Source organism: Allobosea sp. (genome assembly GCF_030695125.1).
Taxonomy (GTDB): Bacteria; Pseudomonadota; Alphaproteobacteria; order Rhizobiales; family Beijerinckiaceae; genus Allobosea.
The window spans coordinates 502,406-526,749 of record NZ_JAUYTP010000029.1; the positions used below are offsets into that span (position 1 = coordinate 502,406).

At 68.6% G+C, this 24,344-nt stretch carries 20 protein-coding genes and 1 tRNA gene; 5 read left to right on the top strand and 16 right to left on the bottom strand.

Annotation, left to right across the window (positions count from 1 at the left end; genetic code table 11):
* Positions 1-12: 12 nt before the first annotated feature.
* The 3 genes from Q8S38_RS10835 (at position 13) to Q8S38_RS10845 (ending at position 1,827) form a co-directional block, all read left to right on the top strand.
* Positions 13-324, top strand: a complete 312-nt coding sequence (locus Q8S38_RS10835) for an RNA-binding S4 domain-containing protein (protein ID WP_305680426.1) — start codon at positions 13-15, stop codon at positions 322-324.
* Positions 325-496: 172 nt separating this feature from the next.
* Positions 497-835: a ferredoxin FdxA gene (fdxA, locus tag Q8S38_RS10840; protein WP_069053067.1), complete on the top strand. Its 339-nt coding sequence runs from the start codon at positions 497-499 to the stop codon at positions 833-835.
* Between the two features lie 389 nt (positions 836-1,224).
* On the top strand, positions 1,225-1,827 hold the full coding sequence (locus Q8S38_RS10845; protein WP_305680427.1) for a CarD family transcriptional regulator: 603 nt from the start codon (positions 1,225-1,227) through the stop codon (positions 1,825-1,827).
* A 273-nt stretch (positions 1,828-2,100) separates the two neighbouring features.
* Here Q8S38_RS10845 and Q8S38_RS10850 read toward each other — a convergent pair whose 3' ends face one another.
* The 3 genes from Q8S38_RS10850 to Q8S38_RS10860 all read right to left on the bottom strand — a co-directional run bounded on the left by Q8S38_RS10850 (position 2,101) and on the right by Q8S38_RS10860 (position 5,365).
* Positions 2,101-2,970, bottom strand: coding sequence for a dienelactone hydrolase family protein (locus Q8S38_RS10850; RefSeq protein WP_305680428.1), 870 nt, complete (start codon positions 2,968-2,970; stop codon positions 2,101-2,103).
* Positions 2,971-3,078: 108 nt separating this feature from the next.
* Positions 3,079-4,560 carry a M48 family metalloprotease gene (locus tag Q8S38_RS10855; protein ID WP_305680429.1) on the bottom strand — a complete coding sequence of 494 codons (1,482 nt, stop codon included), beginning with the start codon at positions 4,558-4,560 and terminating at the stop codon, positions 3,079-3,081.
* Between the two features lie 4 nt (positions 4,561-4,564).
* A complete protein-coding gene (locus Q8S38_RS10860) occupies positions 4,565-5,365 on the bottom strand; it encodes a hypothetical protein (protein ID WP_305680430.1) in 801 nt (266 codons plus the stop codon).
* 28 nt (positions 5,366-5,393) lie between these two features.
* Here Q8S38_RS10860 and Q8S38_RS10865 point away from each other — a divergent pair.
* A tRNA-Arg gene (locus Q8S38_RS10865) sits at positions 5,394-5,470 on the top strand.
* 82 nt (positions 5,471-5,552) lie between these two features.
* Here the strand turns inward: Q8S38_RS10865 and Q8S38_RS10870 are convergent.
* From Q8S38_RS10870 to Q8S38_RS10895, 6 genes are all read right to left on the bottom strand, one after another.
* Positions 5,553-6,296 carry a Crp/Fnr family transcriptional regulator gene (locus Q8S38_RS10870; RefSeq protein ID WP_305680431.1) on the bottom strand — a complete coding sequence of 248 codons (744 nt, stop codon included), beginning with the start codon at positions 6,294-6,296 and terminating at the stop codon, positions 5,553-5,555.
* Between the two features lie 60 nt (positions 6,297-6,356).
* The gene (locus tag Q8S38_RS10875; RefSeq protein ID WP_305680514.1) at positions 6,357-9,521 is read right to left on the bottom strand and encodes an efflux RND transporter permease subunit; all 3,165 of its coding nucleotides are present in this window, start codon (positions 9,519-9,521) and stop codon (positions 6,357-6,359) included.
* Positions 9,518-10,669: an efflux RND transporter periplasmic adaptor subunit gene (locus Q8S38_RS10880; protein ID WP_305680515.1), complete on the bottom strand. Its 1,152-nt coding sequence runs from the start codon at positions 10,667-10,669 to the stop codon at positions 9,518-9,520. The genes Q8S38_RS10875 and Q8S38_RS10880 overlap by 4 nt, the downstream gene beginning before the upstream one ends.
* Positions 10,669-11,799: an alpha/beta hydrolase gene (locus tag Q8S38_RS10885; protein WP_305680432.1), complete on the bottom strand. Its 1,131-nt coding sequence runs from the start codon at positions 11,797-11,799 to the stop codon at positions 10,669-10,671. Before Q8S38_RS10885 ends, Q8S38_RS10880 begins: the two co-directional genes overlap by 1 nt.
* A 51-nt stretch (positions 11,800-11,850) precedes the next feature.
* Positions 11,851-12,078 (bottom strand): hypothetical protein, encoded by a 228-nt coding sequence (locus Q8S38_RS10890; protein ID WP_305680433.1) that lies wholly within the window; start codon positions 12,076-12,078, stop codon positions 11,851-11,853.
* 106 nt (positions 12,079-12,184) lie between these two features.
* Complete coding sequence (locus Q8S38_RS10895) at positions 12,185-14,137, bottom strand: mechanosensitive ion channel family protein (protein WP_305680434.1); 1,953 nt, start codon at positions 14,135-14,137, stop codon at positions 12,185-12,187.
* Positions 14,138-14,332: 195 nt separating this feature from the next.
* On the opposite strand from Q8S38_RS10895, the gene Q8S38_RS10900 reads away from it, so the two are divergent.
* Positions 14,333-14,641 carry a hypothetical protein gene (locus Q8S38_RS10900; protein WP_305680435.1) on the top strand — a complete coding sequence of 103 codons (309 nt, stop codon included), beginning with the start codon at positions 14,333-14,335 and terminating at the stop codon, positions 14,639-14,641.
* A gap of 9 nt (positions 14,642-14,650) precedes the next feature.
* Here Q8S38_RS10900 and Q8S38_RS10905 read toward each other — a convergent pair whose 3' ends face one another.
* From Q8S38_RS10905 to Q8S38_RS10935, 7 genes are all read right to left on the bottom strand, one after another.
* Positions 14,651-16,564, bottom strand: coding sequence for a sensor histidine kinase (locus tag Q8S38_RS10905; protein ID WP_305680436.1), 1,914 nt, complete (start codon positions 16,562-16,564; stop codon positions 14,651-14,653).
* Positions 16,561-17,208, bottom strand: a complete 648-nt coding sequence (locus Q8S38_RS10910) for a response regulator (RefSeq protein ID WP_305680437.1) — start codon at positions 17,206-17,208, stop codon at positions 16,561-16,563. Before Q8S38_RS10910 ends, Q8S38_RS10905 begins: the two co-directional genes overlap by 4 nt.
* 166 nt (positions 17,209-17,374) lie before the next feature.
* Positions 17,375-19,663, bottom strand: coding sequence for a glycoside hydrolase family 31 protein (locus Q8S38_RS10915; RefSeq protein WP_305680438.1), 2,289 nt, complete (start codon positions 19,661-19,663; stop codon positions 17,375-17,377).
* A 195-nt stretch (positions 19,664-19,858) separates the two neighbouring features.
* On the bottom strand, positions 19,859-20,923 hold the full coding sequence (locus tag Q8S38_RS10920; protein WP_305680439.1) for an ABC transporter ATP-binding protein: 1,065 nt from the start codon (positions 20,921-20,923) through the stop codon (positions 19,859-19,861).
* A gap of 2 nt (positions 20,924-20,925) precedes the next feature.
* Entirely contained in the window at positions 20,926-21,978 is a 1,053-nt protein-coding gene (locus Q8S38_RS10925) for a carbohydrate ABC transporter permease (RefSeq protein WP_305680440.1), read from the bottom strand.
* Positions 21,975-22,988 carry a carbohydrate ABC transporter permease gene (locus Q8S38_RS10930; RefSeq protein WP_305680441.1) on the bottom strand — a complete coding sequence of 338 codons (1,014 nt, stop codon included), beginning with the start codon at positions 22,986-22,988 and terminating at the stop codon, positions 21,975-21,977. The genes Q8S38_RS10925 and Q8S38_RS10930 overlap by 4 nt, the downstream gene beginning before the upstream one ends.
* A 6-nt stretch (positions 22,989-22,994) precedes the next feature.
* The gene (locus Q8S38_RS10935; RefSeq protein WP_305680442.1) at positions 22,995-24,275 is read right to left on the bottom strand and encodes an ABC transporter substrate-binding protein; all 1,281 of its coding nucleotides are present in this window, start codon (positions 24,273-24,275) and stop codon (positions 22,995-22,997) included.
* Positions 24,276-24,344: the final 69 nt, after the last annotated feature.

Consider the following 24,344-nt stretch of genomic DNA (forward strand, 5'->3'; position numbering starts at 1 on the left):
CACGGATCGGCGATGCGCGAGGATCGTCAGCGACTGGACAAGTGGCTCTGGTTCGCGCGCTTCGCTCGGACGCGTCAGGCCGCCGTGCGTCTCGTGGATGACGGCCATGTCCGGGTCGACGGGCGCCGGACAGCCAACCCGGCGCATGCTCTCAAACTGGGAGACGTGCTGACCCTGGCGTTGCCGCATGCGACCGTGGTGGCGCGCCTCCTGTCGCTCGGCGAGCGGCGCGGGCCGTACGACCAGGCGCGGCTGCTCTATGAGCGCCTGGACGGGCCGGAGCGCGGCGATCCGCCACTTGCCGCCGATGATGACGACGGATAAAACCGATTATCGTTTGTACACAAATGAAATTGGGCGCTTCTCGGACGTGCGGGTCTTGCCGCCGCGGGTGGGAAAAGCGGATGTCGCACCGAGCAACCGGGCCATAAGGCCTTGAACGACGCGATTTTCGGCGCTTTATGGGCCGTACTGGCAGACGGGAAGGACCTGCGACATGACCTATGTGGTCACCGAGAACTGCATCAAGTGCAAGTACATGGATTGCGTCGAGGTTTGTCCGGTCGACTGCTTCTATGAAGGCGAGAACATGCTCGTCATCCATCCCGACGAGTGCATCGATTGCGGCGTCTGCGAGCCCGAATGCCCCGCCGAGGCCATCAAGCCCGACACGGAGCCGGGCCTGGAAAGCTGGCTGCAGCTCAACTCCAAATACGCTTCGAGCTGGCCCAACATCACGCAGAAGAAGGACGCTCCGGCCGACGCGAAAGCCTTTGATGGCGTCGCCGGCAAGCTCGAGGCGCATTTCTCGGCCAACCCCGGCGAGGGCGACTGACACAAGCGACCGCCGCGACAGCTGCGGGCCGAGTCGCGTTAACCATTCTCGCGCCGCAGGCCGCAGGCTTGCGCCGGGCTTGTGTTTACCTTTGATTCGGCGTGTTTTTTATGCTACATGATAGGCCCAGTCGCATTCGTTCCGCATGCCCCTGCGAGGTTTCCACAAACGGGGCGCCCCCTAGACAACGATGATGAGAACCGCCGGCACGGTTGGCCGGGGCAATCGACGTCTGCGTGCGCGGGGGCATCAAAGATACGACCGGCTGAGGGAGCGTGAGGCATCGGGTCTGAAGCCCGGCAGCCCCAGGCAGAGTGTCTCCGGTCATCCGACCCGAGATTGAGAATTGCGAGCCCGCGTCAAGCGGTCCGGTCAGGAGTCGTAACGGCATGTCCACGGTGAAGAAAGCTGTTGTGCGCCAGGGTTTCAAGACGGGCGAATTCGTCGTCTACCCGTCTCATGGCGTCGGTCAGATCACGGCGATCGAGGAGCAGGAAGTCGCGGGCTTCAAACTCGAGCTGTTCGTGGTCAGCTTTGCCAAGGACAAGATGACGCTGCGCGTCCCCACCGCCAAGGCCGCCAGCGTCGGCCTGCGCAAGCTCGCCGACGCCGAGAGCGTCACCAAGGCCCTGACCACGCTGACCGGCCGCGCCCGCGTCAAGCGCACCATGTGGTCGCGCCGCGCCCAGGAATACGAGGCGAAGATCAATTCCGGCGATCTCGTCGCCATCGCCGAGGTCGTGCGCGATCTCTACCGCTCCGAGGCCCAGCCCGAGCAGTCCTATTCCGAGCGCCAGCTCTATGAGGCCGCCGTCGACCGCATGACCCGCGAGATCGCGGTCGTCGACGACATCACCGAGACCGAGGCCCTCAAGAAGATCGAGGGCCAGCTCGCCAAGTCGCCGCGCCGTCCGGCCAAGGGCGAAGTGGTGGAAGCCGCGGAGGGCGATGTCGAAGGCGACAACGACGACATCCAGGAAGAAGCCGCCTGATCCAGGCGTCTCTCGGCAGACGAAACGAAAAACCCGGCGGGCGACCGCCGGGTTTTTATGCGCCCTGGCGCGTGACTCCTCGTCATAAAGCGCGGGTCATCCCGGACGCAGCCCTCGGGTCCGATCTTCGATCGGCCCAAGGATAAACTCCGCGGAGATCGGGAATCCATTCCGGAGCGCTGATTGGCGAGGTTCCGGAACGGGTCCCGGGTCAAGCCCGGGACGACGTGGTGTTTCCGCACACAGCCCGAATGCTCCGGAGGCAATCGCCCCTCACGCCGCCCCCGTCTCCGCCGCAAGGAAGGCGACCGCCTTGTCCCAGGCCTGTTTGGCCGCGGCCGCATTGTAGCGCTCGGTGCTGGTGTCGTTGTGGAAGGCGTGGTCGACCTCCGGATAGACGATGACCTCGTGCCGGATACCCGCAGCCTTCAGCGCCGCCTCGTAGTCCGGCAGTTGCTGGACGAGGCGCGTATCGCGCGCGGCATGCTGGATCAGGAGCCGCGCCTTGATCTGCGGCACCCTGGCGAGATCGGGCGAGCGACCATAGAACACGACGCCGGCTGCCAGCTCGGGGAGCGCCACGGCGAGGTCGTTGACGACGCCGCCGCCCCAGCAGAAGCCGATCGCGCCGGTCTTGCCGGTCGCATCCGGCCGTGCGGCCAGGAGTTTCAGCGCCGCCCGCCCTTGTCGCAGAACATCCTCAGCGGGCAACCGCGCAAACAGCGCGCGCGCCTCGTCGGGGTCTCTCGGCGTCCCGCCAAGCGGCGTCAGGAAGTCGAGCCCGAGCGCGGTGAAGCCTGCCAGCGCCATGCGCCGGGTGACATCCTCGATATGCGGATTGAGCCCGCGGTTTTCATGGATGACCAGCACGCCGCCGCGCCGAGCCGCGGTCCGGGGGGCGGCCAGATAACCCTTGAGCGCCACACCGTCGATGCGGACATCGAGCCGCTCGGTCGCGATCCGGGCATCCTCGGGGGCGATCTGCTGGGCCTGGGCATAGTTCGGCTCCAGCAGCGACAGCGCCGCCTCGGCCGCCGCCGCCGATCCCGCCAGCACCATCAGCCGGTTGAAGAAGACGCGGCGGTCGAGCGGCTTGTGGGTGTATTCGTCATAGAGTTCGACGATCCGGCGATCGAGTGCCATCCAAACCTCCTGCAGCGGCGGGCCAGTCGGGATCGTAGCGCCTGACGGCGCGGCAGGGCGCTTTCGCCATCCCTCATCGCGGCTTCGTGAAGCCGCCTCGCAGCGGGCTTATTCGGCCACGATCTTGTAGCGCTGTCCGGGCGTGAGCGCGCCCCCGCGCTCGAGGCCGTTGAGGACCGTGAACAGCTCCTGCGCCCGCTCCTGCTCGGACATCCGCGCGGCCATCGTCGCCGCAGTGTCGCCGGCAGCGGCGGACACGACCCGGACCGTCATCGGCCTGACCGTCTGCGCCTCCTCGGCGCTCAGCACCCGAAAGCTCGCCAGAAGCGCCCGCATCGGCCGCTCGGGATCGCCGCTGCCCTTGGCCGCCAGGATGAAGCGGTAGACCCGGTTGCCGGCCTGCACCGCCGCCAGCCGGAAGGTCCAGTCCGTGCCCTTGCCCAGCGCGATCACGCCGGGCTGGCCGGCGACATCGAGCGGCTCGATCGCCGTCGTTTCGACCCCATCGATCCAGCCGGCCGCGACATAGGATTGCAGCGTCTGGTCAGGCTTCAGCGTGACGGAATCGAAGCGCAGCGCCTGCGCGCCGCCGGCGCCGATGCCGATCACCATGTCGCGCGCCGCCTCGAGCCCGAACCCCTCCGGCGCGGTAAAGCCGATGCGCAGCGCGCTGTTCAGATAGCGCCGCCCGCGCACGACGCCGTCGCGCGGGTCGTCGCCATAGGCGATGCCGTCGATCGCCGAAAGCCAGCGCCCGGCATCGCGCTCGCCGATGCCGGGCGCACCGATCTGGCGCGCGGCGGCGGTGACGGCAGCGATACGCTCGGGCGTCTGCGGATGGCTCGACAGCATGTCGAGCCGCTTGTCGTCGGCACTCTGGTTCTGGCCGCTGCTGCGGAAGGCGGTGTTGCGCCCGAGCGCGGCGAGGAAGCGCCCGGCACCATAGGGATCGTAGCCTGCGCGCGCGATGTTGCTGACGCTGATCTGGTCGGCGGTCAGCTCCTGCTGCCGCGAGAACCGCGCCAGCGAGAGCTTCGAGCCGGCCTGCACCGCCGCCCCCTGCGCCGGGTCCTTGAGCACCTGCGAGACGACCTGGCTGACCAGCGCCGATTCCAGCTCGCGCTCGGCCCGCTCGACGGCGTGCTGGGCCGTGACATGCGCGATCTCATGGGCGAGCACGGAGGCGATCTCGGCGGTGTCGTTGGCCAGCGCCAGAAGCCCGCGCGTGACATAAAGCCGGCCATTGGGCAGCGCAAACGCGTTCACCGCCGGTGAATTCAGAATGGTGATCTCATAGGCGCCGATCTGGCCCTCGCCCGCCTTGGCCAGCCGCTGCACCACCTCGTCGAGCACGGCGCGCGCCCGCGGCGCCCGATACTCGCCGCCAAAGGCCGCGAGCAGGCGCTGGTGCTCGCTCTCGGAGGCGCGCTGGAGCGTGCTGACGCGCGGCGCGATCTCGCCGTCGGACGCAGCCTGCGGCGGCAGCAGCACGCTCTGGTCGCCGGCGCATCCGAGCAGCAGCAGCGCCGGCAGCGCGAGCGCGGCCAGCCTGGCCCGGAGCCAACATTCATGTCGCCAGAACGCCAGCATTCCGTCAGTCGATCAGTTCCAGGGCGGCCACCGCGGTCACATCCAGCAACAGGCCGTCGCGTCCCGACAGGATGCCTTGCGCGCGCAACCGTTTACCGCCGAGCCCGCTCGCGGTCCAGCCGGCATCCTGCAACTGTCGCCACACAGCCTTCGACAGCACGATCGATGCGGCCTCCCCACGCCGGCGAGAGAAGTTCAGATAGGTGCGTTGCGCCCGCTCGCCCACCGAAGCGACGCGGCCCGTCACGAAGACGAGGCGGCCTTCCTGCGCCTTCAGCGCGGCAAGATCATGGCTGTCGATGGCCTCGCCGGCCGCGCCCGCGGCACCAGCCGGGAGCGGCGCGGCAGCCGGCGTCGGCCGCCGTCGCGGCGCGGCGCTGGCCGCGACCATGCCTCCATCGCAACGGGCCGGCCGCGCCTCCGGCAGGGGCACGCCAGCCCCTTCCCGCAACAATGCGTCGGCGAGGTTGCGCGGGCTGCCACTGTCAGCCGTCTCGTAAAGCCGGACGGGAAGGCGACCCCAGCGATCGGCCTCGCCCAGCACGACGAGCGCCAGATCGCGCCCGCGCCACCCGCCGATCGCACGGGCGAAGCGAGCCGCTTCCGCCTCATCCTGGCGCGGTGCGAGCCCGACCAGCCGCACCGGGCGCCCATCCGCGAGAACCGGATCGCCCGCATCGTTCAGCCCCGCCAGGCGAACCACCGGGCTGTCGGGCGCCAGCTGCGAGCAGACATCGTCCGCCCGTACTGCGCCGCACAGCAGCGGCCCGAGGAGGAAAGCAGCAAGAAGAGGCTTCACCGGCATGGCGATTATGCTACACGGTTTGGCGCGCGTCCCGGTAGCTCAGCAGGATAGAGCAACGGTTTCCTAAACCGTAGGTCAGGGGTTCGAATCCCTTCCGGGACGCCAGCTCTCCGCTCAAAGGTCCGGCAGGGCGCGGATGAAACAGTCGGGCCTCTGGCAGTAATCTCCGGCGCAGACACCGGCTCCGTCAGCGCGGCAACTTGACGAGATTGAGATAGGTCGGGTCGAACTGCGAGAAGGCCGCCAGCCCTTCGAAATCGAGGATGGTGACGACGCTGCCCTTCCACGAGACGAAACCGGTCGCTCGCAGATCCTGCAATGTCCGGTTGACATGCACCAGCGAGAACCCCAGCGCATCCGCCAGTTCGCTCTGGGCGACGGGGAAGGTGAAGCGCCCACCCTCGGCGAGCCGGGCGGCATCGAGGCGCAGGTAAAGCTCGCAGATCAGATGGCCGAGATGGGCGCTCGCCGACCGGCGCCCGCTGGACGTGATCCAGGCCCGCTGGATCGCCCCGTCGATGACCGTCGACAGCCAGAACATCCGCCCGAGATGCGACGAGCACGCCATGACTCGCAGCAATTCGCGATGCGGCACATAGGCAGCCTCGCAATCTGTCAGGGCGACGACGCTGTGATCCATGATCTTCAGCAGCAGCGCATGCAGGTCGACGAAATCGCCCGGCACGTGCAGCGCTGTGATCTGCCGCTTGCCGTCGGCCAGAACGACCTCGCGGGCGGTAAAGCCTGACAGCACGAGGCAGCTCTCTACGGGCTGCGAGTGCTGGGAAACAAGCTCCTCGCCCTTGCGCAGGACCCGCCTGCGCCTCGCCAACCCCTCGATGAGGGCGACCTCCTCGGCGCTGATGGCGTCGCGCAGCGAGAGCGAGGTGACGAGAGGCTGCAGTGTCGCAGTCGTACTGGTATGAACCATGCAGCAATCAACGCCGTGCGCCTGGCATCGTTCCCGCTCGACAACCGGCGGGGCACGGGGTCAGTGAGGCAGGACGGCCTGCTGTGGCCGGGCGACCAGCGGGCTATCTGGCGCACCGCCCCGCAGGCGGTTCTCCAGCCGCTGCAGCACGACGAAGAGCGAGGGGACCACCACGACCGTCAGCAGCGTCGAGCCGATCATGCCGGTGAGCGTGGCGAAGCCGATCGATTTCTGGGCGTTGGCGCCGGCGCCGCTCGCCAGCACCAGCGGCACCAGCCCGAGGATGAAGGCGAGCGAGGTCATGATGATCGGCCGCAGCCGCAGCCGGGCGGCCTCGATCGCCGCCTCCGCCAGCGGCATCGCCTGCTTGCGATGCAGGTCGCGGGCAAAGCCGACGATCAGGATCGCGTTTTTGGCCGAGAGCGCGATCAACAGGACGAGCCCGATCTGGGTGTAGAGATTGCTGGAGAGGCCGAGCGCCAGCATCGCGCCGGCCGTGCCCAGCAGCGCCAGCGGCACCGATAGGATGATCCCGAGCGGCGCGATCCAGCTCTCATACTGGCCGGCGAGCACCAGATAGACCAGGAGCAGGCTCAGGCCGTAGACGAGGTAGACTTGCCCGCCGAGCTCCTTCTCCTGATAGGACAGGGCCGACCATTCGAAGCCCGTCCCCGCCGGCAGGATCTTGCGGGCGATCCCCTCCAGTACGGAAAGCCCCTCCCCCGAGCTGACGTTGCGATTGGGCGCGCCGATCAGCGTCGCCGCCGGGTAGAGATTGTGGAAGCTGATCAGGGACGGGCCGATACCGGGCTTGATGTCGGCGATGGCGCCGAGCGGCACCATTTCGCCGGTCCTGGACCGCAGCTTCAGCGTCCGCAGGCCCTCGGGCTCCATGCGCGCATCGGCCTGCGCCTGGACATAGACCTGGAACACCCGTCCCGCCTTGGCGAACTGGCCGACATAGGCCGAGCCGACATAGGCGCCCAGCGCATCGGTGGCTGCGCCGAACGAGACGCCCAGCGCCTCGGCCTTGGTGCGGTCGATCGTGAGTTCGACCTGCGGCGCCTGGGCGCTGAAGGTGTTGCGCGCCGCCTGGAACAGGTTCTGCGCCCGGGCCTGCTCGGCGATCGCGTCGGCCAGGCGCTGCAGCTTGGCGTAATCGAAGCTGCCGTCGCGCAGTTCGACCTTCATGGTGAAGCCAGAGGCATTGCCGATGCCCTGGATCGGCGGCGGCGGCAGCACCAGCGCCGCACCGTCCTCGAGATCGGCCATCGCCCGGTTGAGCGCGCCGTAGAGGCCGAGCAGATCCTCGCCCTTCTTGCGCGCCTTCCAGTCGGTCAGCATCACATAGGCGACGCCGGCGTTGGCGAGGCTGGCATTGTCGTTGAGCGCCGACAGGCCGGCAATGGCGATGACCTTGTCGACGCCCGGCACGGCCTGCGCCCGCTTGGTGACGTCGTCGAGCGCGGCCGTCGTGCGCGAAAGCGAGGCACCGTCGGGCAGTTGCACCGAGACCAGCATGTAGCCCTGGTCCTCGACCGGCAGGAAGGAGGTCGGGATCCGGCTCAGCGCATAGACGGAGGCCCCAACGAGCAGCAGTGTCACCGTGAAGACCGCCGCGCTGCGGGCGACCAGCCGGCGCACCAGCCCGACATAGGCGCGCTCGCAGGCGCCATAGCCGCGCTCGAACAGCCGGAAGATCCACGCCCGCTGCGCGACCGGCTTGGGCCGCCGCAGCCAGAGCGCGCATTGCGCCGGCTTGAGCGTGACCGCGTTGACGGCGCTGATCAGGGCGGTTGCGGCGATGACGAGGGCAAATTGCTGGTAGATCTCGCCGCTCAGCCCCGGCAGGAAAGCGGCGGGCAGGAACACCGCCATCAGCACGAGCGTGATGCCCATGATCGGGCCGATCAGCTCCTGCATCGCCAGCACGGTGGCGTCATGCGGGCTCAGGCCGCGCTCCATATGGTGGGTCGCGCCCTCGACGACGACGATCGCATCGTCGACGACGATGCCGATGGCCAGCACGACCGCCAGCAGCGTCGAGATATTCACAGTGAAGCCCAGCGCCGCCATCGCCGCGAAGGCGCCGATGATCGTCACCGGCACGGTGGTCGCCGGAACCAGCGTGGCGCGCCAGTCCTGCAGGAAGATCAGGATCACCAGCAGCACGAGCACCGCCGCCTCGATCAGCGTCTTGTAGACGGCGCCGAGCGCAGCCTCGACGAAGCGGGTGGTGTCGAAGGGCACGCTCCAGCCCATGCCCGGCGGGAAGCGCGTGGAAAGCGCGGTCATCCTCGCGCCGACCTCGCGGGCAACCTCCAGCGCATTGGCCTCGGGCAGCTGGAAGATCGCAAGCCCCGCCGCCGGCTGGCCGTTGAGCCGAAAATCCTGGCCATAGGCTTGCGCGCCGAGCTCGACCCGGGCGACGTCGCGCAGGCGCGTGATGCGGTTACCGTCGGCCTTGACGATAATGGCCTCGAACGCCTCGACCTCGTCGAGCCGGCCGGGCGCCAGCAGCGTGGTCTGGAAGGCCTGGTCGCCTGCGGTGGGCGCCATGCCGAGCTGGCCCGACGCGACCGAGCGGTTTTGCTGGTTGACTGCGTTGACGATGTCGGCCGGGAGCAGGCCGCGCATCTGCATCTTCTGCGGATCGAGCCAGATCCGCATCGCGTACTGCCCGGCCCCGAAGACGTTGACGGCGCCGACACCTGGCAGCCGCGCGATCTCGTCGAGCAGGTTCAGCGTCGCGAAGTTCGACAGAAACAGGCTGTCATGCCCCGCCCGGTCGGAGGTCAGCGCGACGATCTGCAGGATCGCGGTCGAGCGCTTGTTGGTCTGCACCCCTTGCGTCTGCACCACCGAGGGCAATTGCGGCAGGGCGGCGGCAACCCGGTTCTGCACCAGGATCTGCGCCTTGTCGGCGTCGGTGCCGATCCGGAAGGTCACGGTCAGCGTGTAGAGGCCGTCGCTGGTGCTGGTCGAGGACATGTAGATCATGTCCTCGACGCCGTTGACCTTCTGCTCCAGCGGCAGCGCGACCTCGCGCGCGATCACCGCCGCGCTCGCACCGGGGTAGCGCGCCGTGACCTGCACGGTCGGCGGCACAACATTGGGATATTGCGAGACCGGCAGGCGCAGCAGCGCCACCAGCCCGAGGATCACCGTCAGCACGGCGATAACATTGGCCAGAACCGGCCGCTCGATGAAGAAGCGAGCCATCAGCGGGCCGCCTTCGCGACCGCGGCGACCGGCCTGACCCGGCTGCCGGGAATGGCGTTCTGCATCAGCCCGACGACGACGCGATCGCTCGCGCTGAGGCCGCTGCGGATGACGCGCAAGCCGCCCTCGCTGGTCTCACCGGTCTCGACCGCCCGCTGCTCGACGATGTCGTCGGCGCCGACCACCAGCAGATAGCGGCCGGTCTGGCTGGCACCCAGCGCCGCCTCGGGTACGAGCAGCGAGGGCACATCCTTCTGCAGCGGCAGCCTGACCCGCACGAACAGCCCCGGCAGCAGCACGCCTTGCGGGTTGGGCACAGCCGCCCGCACCGACAGCGTGCCGCTGGCCATGTCGAGTTCCGGCGCGACATAATCGAGCTGACCGGCATGCGGATAGCCGGAATCGGTCTCGAGGCCGATCTCCACGGGGATGCTGCCGAGCCCGGCCAGGGTCAGGCCGCGCTGGCGCATCGCCTCGCGGATGCGCAGCACGGTCTGCTCGTCGAGCGAGAACCGCACCTTGATCGGGTCGCTCTGGACGATCGAGGCCAGCAGCGTCGGCCCGCCGACGCCGACCAGCGCGCCCTGATCGATAAGATGGGCGGAGACGACGCCATCGAAGGGCGCCTTCACCTCGGTATAGGCGAGGTTGAGCCGCGCCTGCGCGGCTTGCGCGGCGGCCTGCTCGCGGGCGGCGGCGGTCGAATCGCGCTTGCCGAGTGCGCTGTCGAGCGCCGCTTCCGAAGCCGCCTGCCGGCTGGCGAGCTGCTTCTGGCGCACGAGATCGGCCTCGGCCTGGACCAAGAGCGCCTTTTGCTGCGCCTCGGCGGCTTCCGCCAGCTCCAGGCTGAGGCGGTAATTGTCGGGCTCGATGACGAAGAGCACGTCGCCCTGCTTCACCGATGCGCCGTCGCGATAGCGGATATCCGTGAGCGTGCCCTGGACGCGGGCGACGAGATCGACCCGCTTGGCTGCGGCCGTCTGTCCGGTCAGTTCGAGATAGCGGGTTACCGGGCGGGCGAGCGGGGGCGCGACCCGGACTTCCGCGGGCGGAAGCGCCGGCGGCGCGGACTTCTCGTTGCAGCCGAGCAGCGCCAATCCGAGAACCATCGGCATGATGCGCAGGCCGATGCGTGGAGCCCCTTGTACCATCACGGCGCTCCTCCTGCCGCCCCGCCCGGAACGAGCGCGCTGCCCAGGAGCGTGACCGAGCGCCCCAAAGTCTCGATGCCCTCGCTTAGGCTCTGCCCGCCTTGGCGCGAGGGCGCACCGCTGGTGATCGCCCGGCCGATGGCGGCGATCGTCGAGCCGTCCCCGAACGCCTTGTTGTGGTTGCGCCCCACGCCGCCTGCGACCGCCGACAGATCATGGGCTACGATCCCAAGTCCGCGGAATTGGTCGAGATCGGTGTTCTCGCCGGCGCGGATCTTGCCCCCGAACAGCCGGCGCGACAGGCCCAGCGCGTAATCGTCCTTGGAGGCGTAGAGCACGATGCGCGAGGTCAGCGGTCGCAGCCGCGCGATCTGGGTGCGGAACACGTCCATGTCGACATCGGGCGCGGCCAGCACGATCGTCCCCAGCCGCGCCAACGTTTTGTCGTCCCTGGCGATGGCGAGCTGGCGCAGCGTCTCCATCGTCAGCCAGTTGCCCATCGAATGGGCGAAGATGTCGATGCCCGCGATGTTCGGGTCGCGGGCGAGCCGCGCCAGCAGATCGGCCAGCGCATCGCGGCTGAAATTGGCCGAGTCCTTGTCGTAGCCATAATCGGCGAGCCCGCCCCGCGAGGGCCAGCTGAACAGGATCGGTAGGCCCTGATAGCCGGTGTCGTCGACGATCTGGCCAAGACGCATCACCGCCTCGTCAAACTGCGTGTTGTAGCCGTGGGTGAACACCAGCGCCCGGCGCCTGGCGGTGCCGGCCGCCCTCGTCGCGGCTACAAACCCCGCCGCGTCGAGATCGCGCGCCGAGACCAGCGCGATGTGTCTGGCGGGGTCGGGCCGCTCGGCATCGGTGGGCACCGAGCCGGGTTCGCGGCCCGGCGGCAACGACAGGGTCAGGCTGGCATAGCGGACGGTGTCGCCGCGCTCGCCCGAGAAGAGATAGCCCGGCGGCTCCGCAGTCGGCCCGCGGGTGGTCACCGCCAGCAGCGTGCGGGTCGGCGTGCCCAAGCCGGGCTCCGCCACCGGCACCAGCAGGCCGCGACTGGGGCCGGCGCAGCCACCGGCGGTCAGGGCGAAGAGCCCTGCTGCCAGCAGCGCCCTGCAGCCGGTTGGACAACGCATCGGAACGACCTCTCTCGGAACTTCCAGCGGGGCGGCGAAGCTGGCCGTCGCTCAACCGCCGCGCGCCTCGACGACCTTGCGGCAGTCGCCTGAGAGCTTCGCCTTGTTGTCCTTCAGGCAGGCGTTCATCGGCTGCGGCTGGCCGATGAAGGAGGCGCAGAGCTTCTGCGCGTCCGAGCGGCAGGCCAGCTGTTCGGCGCGCGTCGGTCCCGACTGGGCTCCGGCAAAGGAGGTGCCCGCGAGCAGCAGCGCGCCGGCAAGCAAGAACGAGGACTTCATGGGTCGGGCCTTTCGGTTGAATGGCGCCCTGCGATGACAGGGCCGGCAAGCCTGGAGACCATGGCCGCAGCCGCGCCCCGGGCCCATGCCATGTTCATGGGATCGATCATGGGATCGGCTCCGGACTCATCTCCGGTACCTTGTCCGGGATCGTTGCGGAGACGCCGCCGGCGGTCGCGGCGGCTGCGGTGGCGGGAGGTGGCACGGCGCTGGACAGATCATCGGTCGCGATGGCGACGTTGCGCAGCATCCCCGCCACATCGCCGTCGTCGATCGCCTCCTCGATCAGCCGGCGGATGAGCGGTTGGGCCCGATCCGCGCTGGCCGCGCCGATGCTGAATGCAAAGACCAGCGAGCCGGCGGCCTCCTCCGGCTCGTTCAGCTTCACCGCGATGTCGCCGACGATCGCCTGCCGGAGAAGCGGCTCGCTGCGCAACGCGGCGGCGGCGCGGCGGGTGAACAGCACGATGTCGTCCCGGTCGGGCGTCGCGTCGAGGGCGACCGACACGCTCATCCGCATCAGCTTGCGGCTGTAATTGGTCACCGCGCCGAGTTCTCCGAGCGGAATCGTGTGGAGCCGGCCATCCTCCTCGCGCAGCCGGACGCTGCGCAGGTTGATCTGCTCCACCAGCCCGCGCCGCGCCCCGACCTCGACCGACTCGCCGATCCGGAAGACGTCGTCGACGATGTGGAACACGCCGGAGACGACGTCCTTCACCAGCGCCTGCGAGCCGAAGCTGATGGCGAGACCGACGATGCCCGCGCCCGCCATCAGAGGCGTGATGTCGACGCCGAGCGCCGACAGCCCAACCAGCGAGAACACCACGACGATCAGCGTGATGGTGGTGGCGCGGATGATCGGCAGCACCGTCGAGAGCCGGGCGAGCCGCGCATCCCGCTCCTGCAGGGTCAAGGCGGTTTCGCCCGGCGTCAGCGCGGCCTCGGTCCAGACATGGACCAGGGCCGCGCAGGCGGCACCCAGCACGAAGACGAGGGAAGCGAAGGTCAGCCGGTAGCCGAAGGCCTGACCACTGGCCGCCGGCAGCCAGCCGAAAGCGTCCACCAGCCAGAATTCGACGCCGATGCGCAAGATCAGCACCGCCGCCAGGCTGTCGATCAGGACCCGGAGCACGAACAGCCGCCGCATCTCGGCCGGCTGGCGCGAGTCGCGGATGCTGACCGCCACCGCCCGGTCGAGCGCGACCGCGACCAGCAGCACCACGATCGTGCCGACGGCACCGTGATAGAGCGCGAATGTCTCGCCGATCCAGCCCCAGACCCAGAATCCGAAGGCCAGGACGCACAGCCCCATCGCCAGAAAGCGCGGGCCGGTGCGCATGCCATGACGCCCCAGCGACGCGAAAACCTGGATCGCCGCCAGCGTCAGCCCGAGCGCGACGAGGCAGGATATCAGCTTGGCCGAAGCCGGCGACAGACCGCTGCGCAATGCCGCGGCAAGCAGGACCGCGTGCAGATGCGCGATCGCAAACAGCAGGGCAAAACGCCAGACCGCCTTGCGTGCGCCGACATCGTCCACCCCCGCCAGCCGGAACCGTCTGAGCTGCGGCTGGAACAGGGTGACCACCAGGGTCAGGGCCATCAGCCAGCGGATCAGCGCGATCACCGCCTCACGCGGCAGAATGTCCAGTCCGGGCGCAATACCGAGCCCGCGCACCAGCAGGACACGCCCGACCAGCGCCGCCGTCAGCAGCGCCAGCACCTCGAGCCCGGCGAGCCCCGCCATGCCGGCCAAGGCGCTGCGCGCCTGACCGGCCAGGCGCCGCCTGCCCGCCAGGAGTGCGCGGGTCGCGACATAGGCCACCGCCACCGCCGCGCAGAGCGCGAGCGTCCGCGGCAGGGTGTCCCCCGCCTCGGGAACGCTGCGACCGATCACGGCCGAGAGCTCATGGGGAAGCTGCGGCGCAACGCTCAGCGCCGTGACGATCTCCTGATCCAGGCGTTCCACCACCTGCCGAAGCGCATCGAGCGGAGCGATGCCGCTGCGGGCGCCCTCCACCGCCGGCCCGGTCAGAGCCGGTATCGCCTGTGCCTCCGCCATGGCGCTCCTCCGGCGACCGTCGCGCCGATCGCCCGATCGCTTTCGCCGCAGCCCATCACGCCCGAGGACGGCTGGGCCCGCCACCCCATCTTCATGGGATACCGGGCCGCCTCTCGAGGGATCAGAGTGGAGCGACGTCACAGAGCCGAGGCCGACCGGCCGGGACACCGACGGGGAACACAAGGAATCAGCACAATGGGTCGAATTCGAGCACTCGCACGCGCCGGCCTGGGTCTGGCCGCGCTGTCCGCCCTGGCCGCCATCACGCTCGGCTCCACGCCGGCGCAGGCCGTGGTCTATTGCAAGACGGTGGGCATTCCCAAGGGCTGTGTGGTGCGCCCGGCGCCGGTCGTTGTCGGTGCGCCCGTGGTCGGCGCCCCGGTTGCACGGGCGGCGGTGGCGACGCCCTATCGCGGGGTCGGCGCCGGGGCCCGCGGCGTCGGCGTGCGGCCGGGCACGCCGGCCAATCGCGGCGGCCCGGTCAACCGCGTCGGTCGCCGCTGAGCCGGTCGATCAGCCGCCGATCCCGTCGAGATCGGCGAAGCGCGCCGGCAGGTCGAGCGTGATGCGCGTTCCGTCCGGTCCCGAGCGGATCTCCAGCGTCGCGCCGCAGCGTTCGGCGCGACGCTTCATGTTGGCGAACCCGCGCCCCGTGCCCGGCGCCGGGGCCGCACCGGGCGGCCGCTCGAAGCCCCGGCCGTCATCGGCGATGACGATCCGGCCGAGGGAGAGGCCCTGCCCGGCCGGCACCGTCTCGATGCTGACCGCGATCGTCCGGGCATGCGCGTGCTTGACGGCATTGGTGACCGCCTCGTCGAGCAGGCGGATGATCTGGATGACATGGCCGGGCCGCAGCTCGGGATAGACCGGCAGCCCCTGCGGCGTCAGCACCCGCCAGTCGAGCTTCAGGCCATGCGCCCGCAGCTGCGCCGCGATCCGCTCCCGCCAGGCGCCGAGCGCCAGCATCAGATCGCCACCGATATCGTCCATCGCGTCGATGACGAGCCGCAGATCCCTCAAGGCCGCGCGCGCCGCCTCGCCGATCGGCGCGCCGCCACTGCGCTGGCGTTCGCTGAGCGCGACGATGCTGACGAGCTGGCCGCCGAGCCCGTCATGCAGATCGCGCATCAACCGGCTGCGCTCGCTCGACAGGGCGATGGCCCGCGCGCGTTCCTCGTCGCGCGCGAGGCTGGCCCGCAGTTTGTCCTCCGCCTCGCGCACCAGCGTCACCATCGAGCCCGCGAAACTGTCGACCTGGTTCAGCGCCCGGGCGAAGCGCCAGGTCAGGCCGATGCCGACCGCGATCACCATCACGGAATAGGACAGGCGCGAGAAGAAAATCCGTCGGTCCTTGGCGATGTCGAGGACGGACAGAATGTCGTGCACGCAGAAAAACAGCACCACCGTTACGGCGCTTCCCAGGACAAGACTGATGACATCCCGCCGCCGCACGAACACGATCGCGATCAGGACGGCGATCAGGACGAGGCAGAAGGCAACCGTCGGCGGCCCGAGCAGGAGGTAGGTCGTGCGGACCTGAGACAGGTCGCCAAACAGTCCTGTCACGGTGATGATGAGGCCCGGCACGAACAGGGCTGCCGCATAGCGTGGGAGCCGCAGCCCCAAGAAGACGACGAAGAACAGGACGCAGAAGGCGCTCTCCAGGGGCGCCGATGCGATCAGCACGGCATTGAGCCCGGCATAGACCGACTGGCCACTCGGGGCCGATACGAAGGTCTGTGCCACGCCGATCGCCATCGAGGCGGCGAGCGCCCCGTATTCGGGCTCATGGCGGCGCATCAGCCACATCAGCCCCAGGATCACCGCCAGAACCACCTGCCAGGCGGCGAGAACCACCGGCAGGGTGACGAACATCAGGATCCGCCGGTCGTAGGCCGGCCGCAGCGCGTCATCGGGGCCGACATAGATCCGGTCGAGGAAACCCGTCAGCGGGCCCCAGACGAACAGCTTGACCGTCAGTTCGTTGGTGCCCTCGCGCAACAGCGTCGCGGGGATCACCGCGATCTCGGGCGTGCTGCGGTCGGGGCGGTTGGCGGAAGGCGTGCGGCGGCTGTCGAGAATCTCGACCCCGTTGACGGCGACCGCGACGCCATTGGTGAAGCGCGGCAGCAGCACCGACCAGGCCTGTCCGGAAGAGGCCGGCGGCCCCTCGAATGTCAGCCTGTAGCGTGGCGGGTCGTCCATCGTGAAGCGGGCGCCGAGATGATGCGGCAGTGTCACGACCGCCTCGTCGCCGGATGCGAGACGCGCCTGCGTCAGCCGGTAGGCCGGCGAAGGCTCTGGCGCCGGCAGCCCCGCGAGCACGAGGCAGCCGAGCAAGACCAGGCCCTGCAAGGCGAGATACAGCGCCAGCCGCCGGACCAGTCGCCCCGTGGGCGCCCCCGAAGCCGTCGCAGTGTCGGTCACAGCCGGATCAGACCCTGCTGCAGCGCCTCGAACACCGCCTCGCCGCGCGTGTTGACCTCGAGCTTTCGGTAGATGTTCTTGATGTGGCCGGGCACCGTCTGGCGCGACAGGCCGAGATGGCCGGCGATGTCGGCATAGCTGAAGCCCTTGGCGATGCCCCAGAGAATGTCGATCTCGCGCGGCGTCAGCCGCGCGGTGTTGAGCGCCGGCTGCACTGCAGGCACAGACTGATCCTGCGTCCGCCGGACGATGAAGCGTGCGATCGAGGCTGAGATCGGCGAATGCCCGGCGACGAGATCGCGCACCGTCGCGGCGATGTCGTCGGGAAACGCGTCCTTGAGCAGATAGCCGGTGGCGCCCTGCCGGATCGCCGCGATCACGCTGTCTTCGTCTCCCAGGATCGAAATCACCATGATCTCGGTGTCGGGATAGCGCTGCCGCGTCTCCCGGATCAGCTCGAGCCCATGCCCGTCCGGCAGTTGCAGATCGGTCAGCAACACCTGCGGGCGATCCCGGCCCAGGCTCAGCCTGGCCTCGGCCAGTGTCGCGGCCGCCGTCACGACGAATTCACCGGAAGTCCCGAGCGCGTCCTGGAGCCGCCAGCGGGTCGGCGCATCGTCCTCGACGAGCAGAACCTCGATCATGCGCCGGGTCGCTCCTGTCTGGTCGGGCCCGCTCGAAAGCGCACCATCGCCCTCGCGCAGGGCGATGGCCGCCTGGATGGCAGTCTAGCCAGATGCGCCCTGGCGCGACAGCCCATGTTCATGGTGCCCGACCGCCCGCGACGATCAGGGAAGTGCAGGCCTGGCTCTACCGGTAATCACCCGCCTCGATGTGCCGGATGTCGATCCGGGCGACCGAGACCGACGTCGCCGGCCGCTGCTCGATATGGAGTTCGCCGCCGCCGACCCGGAAGCGGATCGTCGCCGTGCCGTCGCCGCGCCAGTCTGCCGTCTCGCCGTCATCCTCGTAGAGTTCGCCGGTCGCGCCCTCCACCAGCCCGCAGACCAGCACCTCGCGGTCCGGGCCGATCCCCGTCGCATCGCCGAGCGGGATCAGGGCGCCCGCCCGCAGGAAGACCGGCAGCCGGCCGAGCGGCGCCGCGATGGTGGCGACCGCGCCACCATCGAAATGCCGGCCCTCATGCCAATCATACCAGCCGCCGGGATGGGCCGGCAGATAGACGCTGCGCTGCGTCGCGCCCTCCTCGAGCACCGGCGCAACCAGCACGTCCGGCCCGAGCATGAAGGCGTCGTCGGTCGCCACCGCCGTCGCATCCTGCGGGAAATCGTAGAGCAGCGGCCGCACGGCCGGGATGCCGTCGCGGCTGGCGCGCCACATCTGGGTGTAGAGATAGGGCATCAGCCGGTAGCGCAGCGAGAGCGCGGCCCGCACCTGCGGCACCATCTCCGGATACATCCAGGGCAGGTTGACGACGCCGTCGTCGTTCCAGGAGTTCATCACCATGCGCGGCCACAGCGCGCAGAACTCGTTGAAGCGCACGAACAGTTCCGGCCCCGGGGTGGGTCCATGGAAGCCGCCGACATCGTGGCCGATGCTGAACATCCCCGACAGGCTCATATTGAGCCCTTGCGTCAGGTTGTAGCGCAGCGTTTTCCAGGCGGTTTCGTTGTCGCCCGACCAGGTCTGGGCGTAGCGCGAGATGCCGGCGCAGCCGCCGCGCGTGATCGCATATGGCCGCTTGCCGGGCTCGCGCGCAGCTTGCGTTTCATGCGACAGCTTGGTCATCAGCAGCGCCTGGGCGGGGCGTGCCAACGCCTGCCGGAAGGGCCGGCCATCGCCGTCGCAGAGCGCGTCCTCGTCCCAGATCTCGTATTCGTTGTTGTCGTTCCAGACGGTGGTGAAGCCGTAGTCGAGCAGCGCGGTCTCGATGCCGTTGCGCCACCAGGCGCGGCCCTTGGGGTTGGTGTAGTCGAGATGGAAGCCTAAGCCGTCCCAGAACTGCGCGACCGCCGGCTTGCCACTGTCGCCGTCGCGAACGAGGAAATCGCCATCGAGCGCCTCCTGCAGGCGCGGATGGTCGTCGAGCAGGCAGGGCTTGAGATTGGCGACGGTAAAGATGCCGGCCTCGTTCAGCCGGGTCATCGTCGCCTTCGGGTCCGGGAACTTGTCGCGGTTCCAGTTGAAGGCATAGCGGCGATGGCCGATCTGCGTGTAGCCCGAGCCGAAATGGAACGAATCGCAGGGAATGCGATGCGTCGCGAGCTTGCCGATGAAGTCGCTGATGCGGGCATCGGCGTCGGGCGCATCGGCGATCGCCATGGAGGTGACGCCGAAGCCGTAGGACCAGAGCGGCGCGAAAGCCTGACCGCCCGTCAGCCAGGCGAAACGCTTGACCACGTCGGGCACGGTCGGGCCGGCCATCACATAGCAGTCGAGATCGCCGTCATCGCCTTTCCAGGAGCGGAACAGGCCATGGTAATTGTCGAGCGTGCAGCCGAAATCGACGCTGCCGGTCGAGAGGTTGTCGTAGAACACACCATGCGCGCCGGCCGGCCCATCGACGATGAAGAAGGGCAGCATCTTGTAGAGCGGGTCGGACAGCTCGGCGTCGAAGCCACAGGGGTCGACGGCGTCGATGGCAAAACGTCGTCCCGTCCGGTCGAGCGGGCCGGCCTTATCGCCCAGCCCGTAATGCCGCTCGGTGTAGTCGCGCGCCATATAGTGGGCGAGCGCCCCGGTGCGCGGCGACATCAGATAGGCCTGGGTCGTGCGGTCCTGCAGGAACGGCTTGTCCTCCCCCGCGCGAAACCAGGCGATGCCGAAGGGCGACAGCGTGACCTGGGCCATGAGGCCGCCTGCCGACAGCACGACCTTGCCCCCGTCTTCGACGACACCCGCCTTCGGGCAGGCGAAGCCTTCGAGGCTGTCGCGCGGGCGCCCCTCATAGGGCGGCTCCAGCCCGCCGGGCGCGATCGACCAGCCGCGGTCGAGCCGGTAGCCGTCACGCGGTCTGAGGGTGACCCGGCCGATATCGCCCTCGAGGATGCGCACGGTGATCGTCGCGCCCAGCCCGACATCGAACAGGGCAGCTTCGCCGTCGCGGCCGAGATAACGGCCTTGGGTGAGGGCTTTCATGGGGTCGTCTCCGGGATCGGACTATCGTTTTGGCTGTCGGGGCATGGTGTTTCGCTCGGAAACACCCCGTCATCCTGGGCGAGCGAAGCTCGTCCCGGGATCCATCATCGGGATCGACATCGCCCTATGATGGATCCCGGAGCTGCGCGGCTGCGCCGCTTGTCCAGGATGACGCGGTGTTTCCGAAGAGGGCGATCAAGGCCGGATCGCCTGGCCGGTTTCGTCGAACAGGTGAAGCTGCGCCGAGGGCAGCGCGAGGAAGACGGTTTCGCCGCGCTGATGCGCGCTCTGGCCGTCGAGCTTGAGCGTGATCTGCGGCAGGCCGGGCGAGGCGCCGTAGAGATAGCTTTCGCCGCCCAGCCGCTCGACGAGGTCGATCGCCAGCGGCAGCCCTGCGCCCTCGGCGAGCGCCAGATGCTCGGGCCGCACGCCGAGCGTCACGGACGAGCCGGGCGCGAGCGCGCCGGTTTCGCAGGCGATCTCATGGCCGCCCTCGCCGACGGTCACGATTCCGGGCCGCGCCACCCGCCCCGGCAGCAAATTCATCCGCGGCGAGCCGATGAAGCCGGCCACGAACAGGTTGTCGGGCCGGTTGTAGAGGTCGAGCGGCGTGCCGATCTGCTCAATCCGCCCGCCCTGAAGGACGACGATGCGGTCGGCCAGCGTCATCGCCTCGACCTGGTCGTGCGTGACGTAGATCATCGTGCCGCCGAGCTCGGCATGCAGGCCGGCCAGTTCCTTGCGGGTCGCGACGCGGAGTTCAGCGTCGAGATTGGAGAGCGGCTCGTCGAACAGGAAGATCTTGGGGTCGCGCACGATCGCCCGCCCGATCGCGACGCGCTGGCGCTGCCCGCCCGAGAGCGCACGCGGCTTGCGCTCGAGATAATCGGTCAGGCGCAGCATCGCCGCGGCGCGCCGCACGCGCTGGTCGATCTCATCGCGCGGCAGCCCCATATTCTCGAGCGCGAAGGCCATGTTCTTGAAGACGCTCATATGCGGGTAGAGCGCATAGGACTGGAACACCATGGCGAGCCCGCGCTCGGAGGCCGGCAGGCCGGTGACGTCGATGCCGTCGATCGCGACTGCGCCCTCCGTGACCTCCTCCAGCCCCGCAATGACCCGCAGCAAGGTCGACTTGCCGCAGCCCGAGGGGCCGACGAAGACGACGAATTCGCCGTCGGTGACGGTGAGGTCGATGCCATGAAGGACATGCGTGCCGCCGAAGGATTTGCGCACGCCGGAAAGGGTCAGGCCGGCCATGACTACTTCATTCCCGTATTGGCGATGCCGGTGGTGATGAACCGCTGCAGGAACACGAAGACCAGCGCCACCGGCAGCAGCGTCACGACCGTCATCGCGAGCAGGTAGTGCCACTGCGTCTGCAACTCGCCCTGAAAGGCGTTGAGGCCGATCTGCAACGTGTAGGATTCGGTCTTGGTCAGCACGGCGAGCGGCCAGAGGAACTCGTTCCAGCGCCACATCACCGAGAAGATCGCCAGCACGGCGAGTGCCGGCATGGCCAGCGGCATGACGATGCGCCAGTAGATCTGCCACTCCGAGGCCTTGTCCATGCGCGCGGCCTCGATCAGGTCGCGCGGGAGCGTCAACATGTACTGCCGCAGCAGGAAGACGCCGGTCGGCGTCGCCGCGCCCGGGAGGATCACCGCCCAGAGCGAGTTCACCAGCCCGAGTTCGGTGATGACCAGATAGACCGGGACGAGGATGATCGTGATCGGGATCATCAGCGTGCCGATCACCATCAGCATCACCGTGTTCTTGCCGCGGAACTCGTAGATCGACAGCGCATAGGCCGCCATCGAGTTAATGATCAGCGTGATGATCGTCGCCACCACCGTGACGAAGACGGAGTTCCACAGGAAGCGCGTGAAGGCGAAGCGCTCCAGCGGCTCGGTGTAGTTCTCGGTCGCGAGCTTGAAACCGCGCACGGGCGTGCGCTTGTCGATCGGAACGCGGATCACCTCCGCCGGATTGGCGGGGTCGACCATTTGCGCCTGAATGCCGATGCGCCGCACTTGCGCCAGAACGCGCGTCGATCCGTCCGGCATCGTCACTTCGAACAGCGGCAGCGGCTGGGCATGGCCGGGAACCACGACCTCCTGCTGCGACATCGGCAGCAGCGAGGGCGGAAATTCCAGCAGCCCGGCCTGTGTCTTGAAGGACGAAAGCGCCAGCCAGAGCACGGGCCCGAACATCAGGACGACGCCCAAAGCGAGATAGGCGTAGGCCGCGACATCGGTCCAGTGCCAGCGGCCGGGCTTGCGGCGCGCGGTGGCGAGCTTGATCACGAGGCTCATGCCGCCCCCTTGCGGTTGCTGGCCGCCAGCTGTGCCAGCGTCAGCGCAAACAGCACGATGCCGAGCACGACGGAGGCTGCCGCCGCGAGCCCGAAGTTCTGGACCTGATTGGAGAACGCCGTTTCGTAGATGTAGTGGACGACCATCAGCGTCGCGGTGCCCGGCCCGCCGCCTGTCAGCACGAAGACCTCGTCGAAGGTCTGCACGCCCTTGATCAGCGCCAGCACGATCACGACGATCATGTTGGGCCAGAGCAGCGGCAGGGTAATGCGCCAGAACACGCGCCAGCGCGGCGTCGCATCCATCTCGGCCGCCTCGTAGAGATCGGCCGGAATCGCCTGCAGGCCGGCCAGCAGGATGAGCGTGTAGAAGCCCATATGGGCCCAGACCGAAACGAAGACGATCCAGAACATCGCCCAGCTCGGGTCGACCAGGAACAGGATGCGCTCGCCCCCCAGCGAGGTGATCCCCGCGTTCAAAAGGCCGTCGCGCTGCAGGATCCATTTCCAGGTCAGCGCCACCACGACGGGCGAGAGCAGCACGGGGAAGAAATAGACGGCGCGAAAGAAGCCGCGCGCCTTGATGCGCATGTTTAGCACCACCGCCGTCACCAGCGAGAACAGCACCATCGCCGTCACCTGGAAGACGGTGAAGCGGGCGGTGTTGGCGACGCCGCGCCAGAAATGGTCCTCGCGGCAGGAGTTCGGGTCGAGGAAGGAGCCGCAGTCGAACAGATAGGCGTATTGCTCGCCGCCGACGAAAGGCCGCTGCGAGGGAAACAGCTCGGTGCCGCCCGTCACCGAGAAGACCACGTTGATGATCAGCGGCAGGAAGACGAACAGGCCGAAGAAGACGATGTTCGGCAGAAGGAAGACATAAGCCATCCGCCGCTCGCCGATGAGGCGCTGCAGTGCGCTCATCGGCCAGTCGACGAGCCGCATCAGCAGGGACAGCGGCGCGGCGAGGAGGCGTGCGGCGCCGCGAGGCGCCGCTGTGTCGGCGGAGGCCATGCGGACTTACTTCTTGTTGCGCTCGGCGATCTGCTGCTCGATGTCCGAGGCGATGCGCTTATAGGCTTCGTCGAGGCTGGTCTCGCCCGAGATCGCCTGGCCGACCCGGCTGATCGCCGCATTGAAGATGATGCGGTTGTTGACATAGCCCTGCAGCGCGTAGGCGACCGGCGAGAGGTTGGCGACCTGGTCGGAGAAGACCTTCAGCGCCGCCTTGGCCTGGGGGCTCGCGTCCTTGTAGTCGACGCCCTTGGCGGCGATGCCGAGATGGCCCGGCACGAACAGCGAGCGGGCATAGAACTCGCTCAGGACGGGCTCGCTGGCGAGATACTCCATCACCTTGGCGACGGCCTCGGGGCTCTTCGTCGCCTTGATCGCGACGAGGCCGGCGCCGCCGGGCATGCCCGTGCAGGCGGCCGCGCCGCAGGGCGAGGCCGCCGCCACCCAGTCGAAGGCGTTGCCGACGGTCTTGTCGAACTGCGCGATCTGCCAGGAGCCCGAGACATACATCACGACCTGGGCGTTCTTGAACTCGTCATTGGCGCCGCGATAGGCCGCGCCGGAGACCGAGCCCCAGAGCTCCCTCGCCATGACACCGTCCTTGTGCCAGTCGAAGACGCGCTGCGCCGCGCGCTTGAAGCCGTCATCGATCACCGCCGGCTCGCCCTTGGCGTCGAACACCTTGGCGCCTTCGGAAACGGCCAGCCCGAAGAAGCGGTGGCCGGAGCGGTCCATCGCTATCGGGAACGGCGCCTGCACCTTGGTCGCGACCGCCTTGGCGGCCTTGGCCCAATCGTCCCAGCTCGCCTTTGCGCCGGGCATGGCGATGCCGGCCTGCTCGAACAGCGTCTTGTTGACGAGCGGCCCGGTGACGGTGAGCTGCGTCATGAAGCCGGTGATGGCCTTGTCGTCGCCGGCCGGCCGCATCCACGGCAGGAACGGCCCGAAATTCTTCTCCCAGTAGCCGGCGTCCTTGAGATAGGGCCGCAGATCCAGCGCATAGCGGGCGATGCCGCCGAGATCGACCACGCGGGCGATATCGGGGCCCTGGCCCGAGGCGAGCTGGACGGGCAGGTTTTCGGTGATCGCCTTGTAGGGCACCTGGTCGAGGACGACCTTGATGTCCTTGTTCTGCGCTTCGAAGCGCTTCAGCAGGTCGGAAACGACCTCGCCCTCGACGCCGTCGGAATACCAGGCGATCCGGACGGTCGTCTGCGCCTGCACGACGCCGCCCGCGGTGAGGCCGGCGACCAGCGCCAGCGTGGACATCCAGTGTTTCCTCATCATGTGCGTCTCATCCCTGTTCATGGCCGGCACTGCGAAAGCCGCCTTGGGGCTCAGTAAGGCAAACGTTTG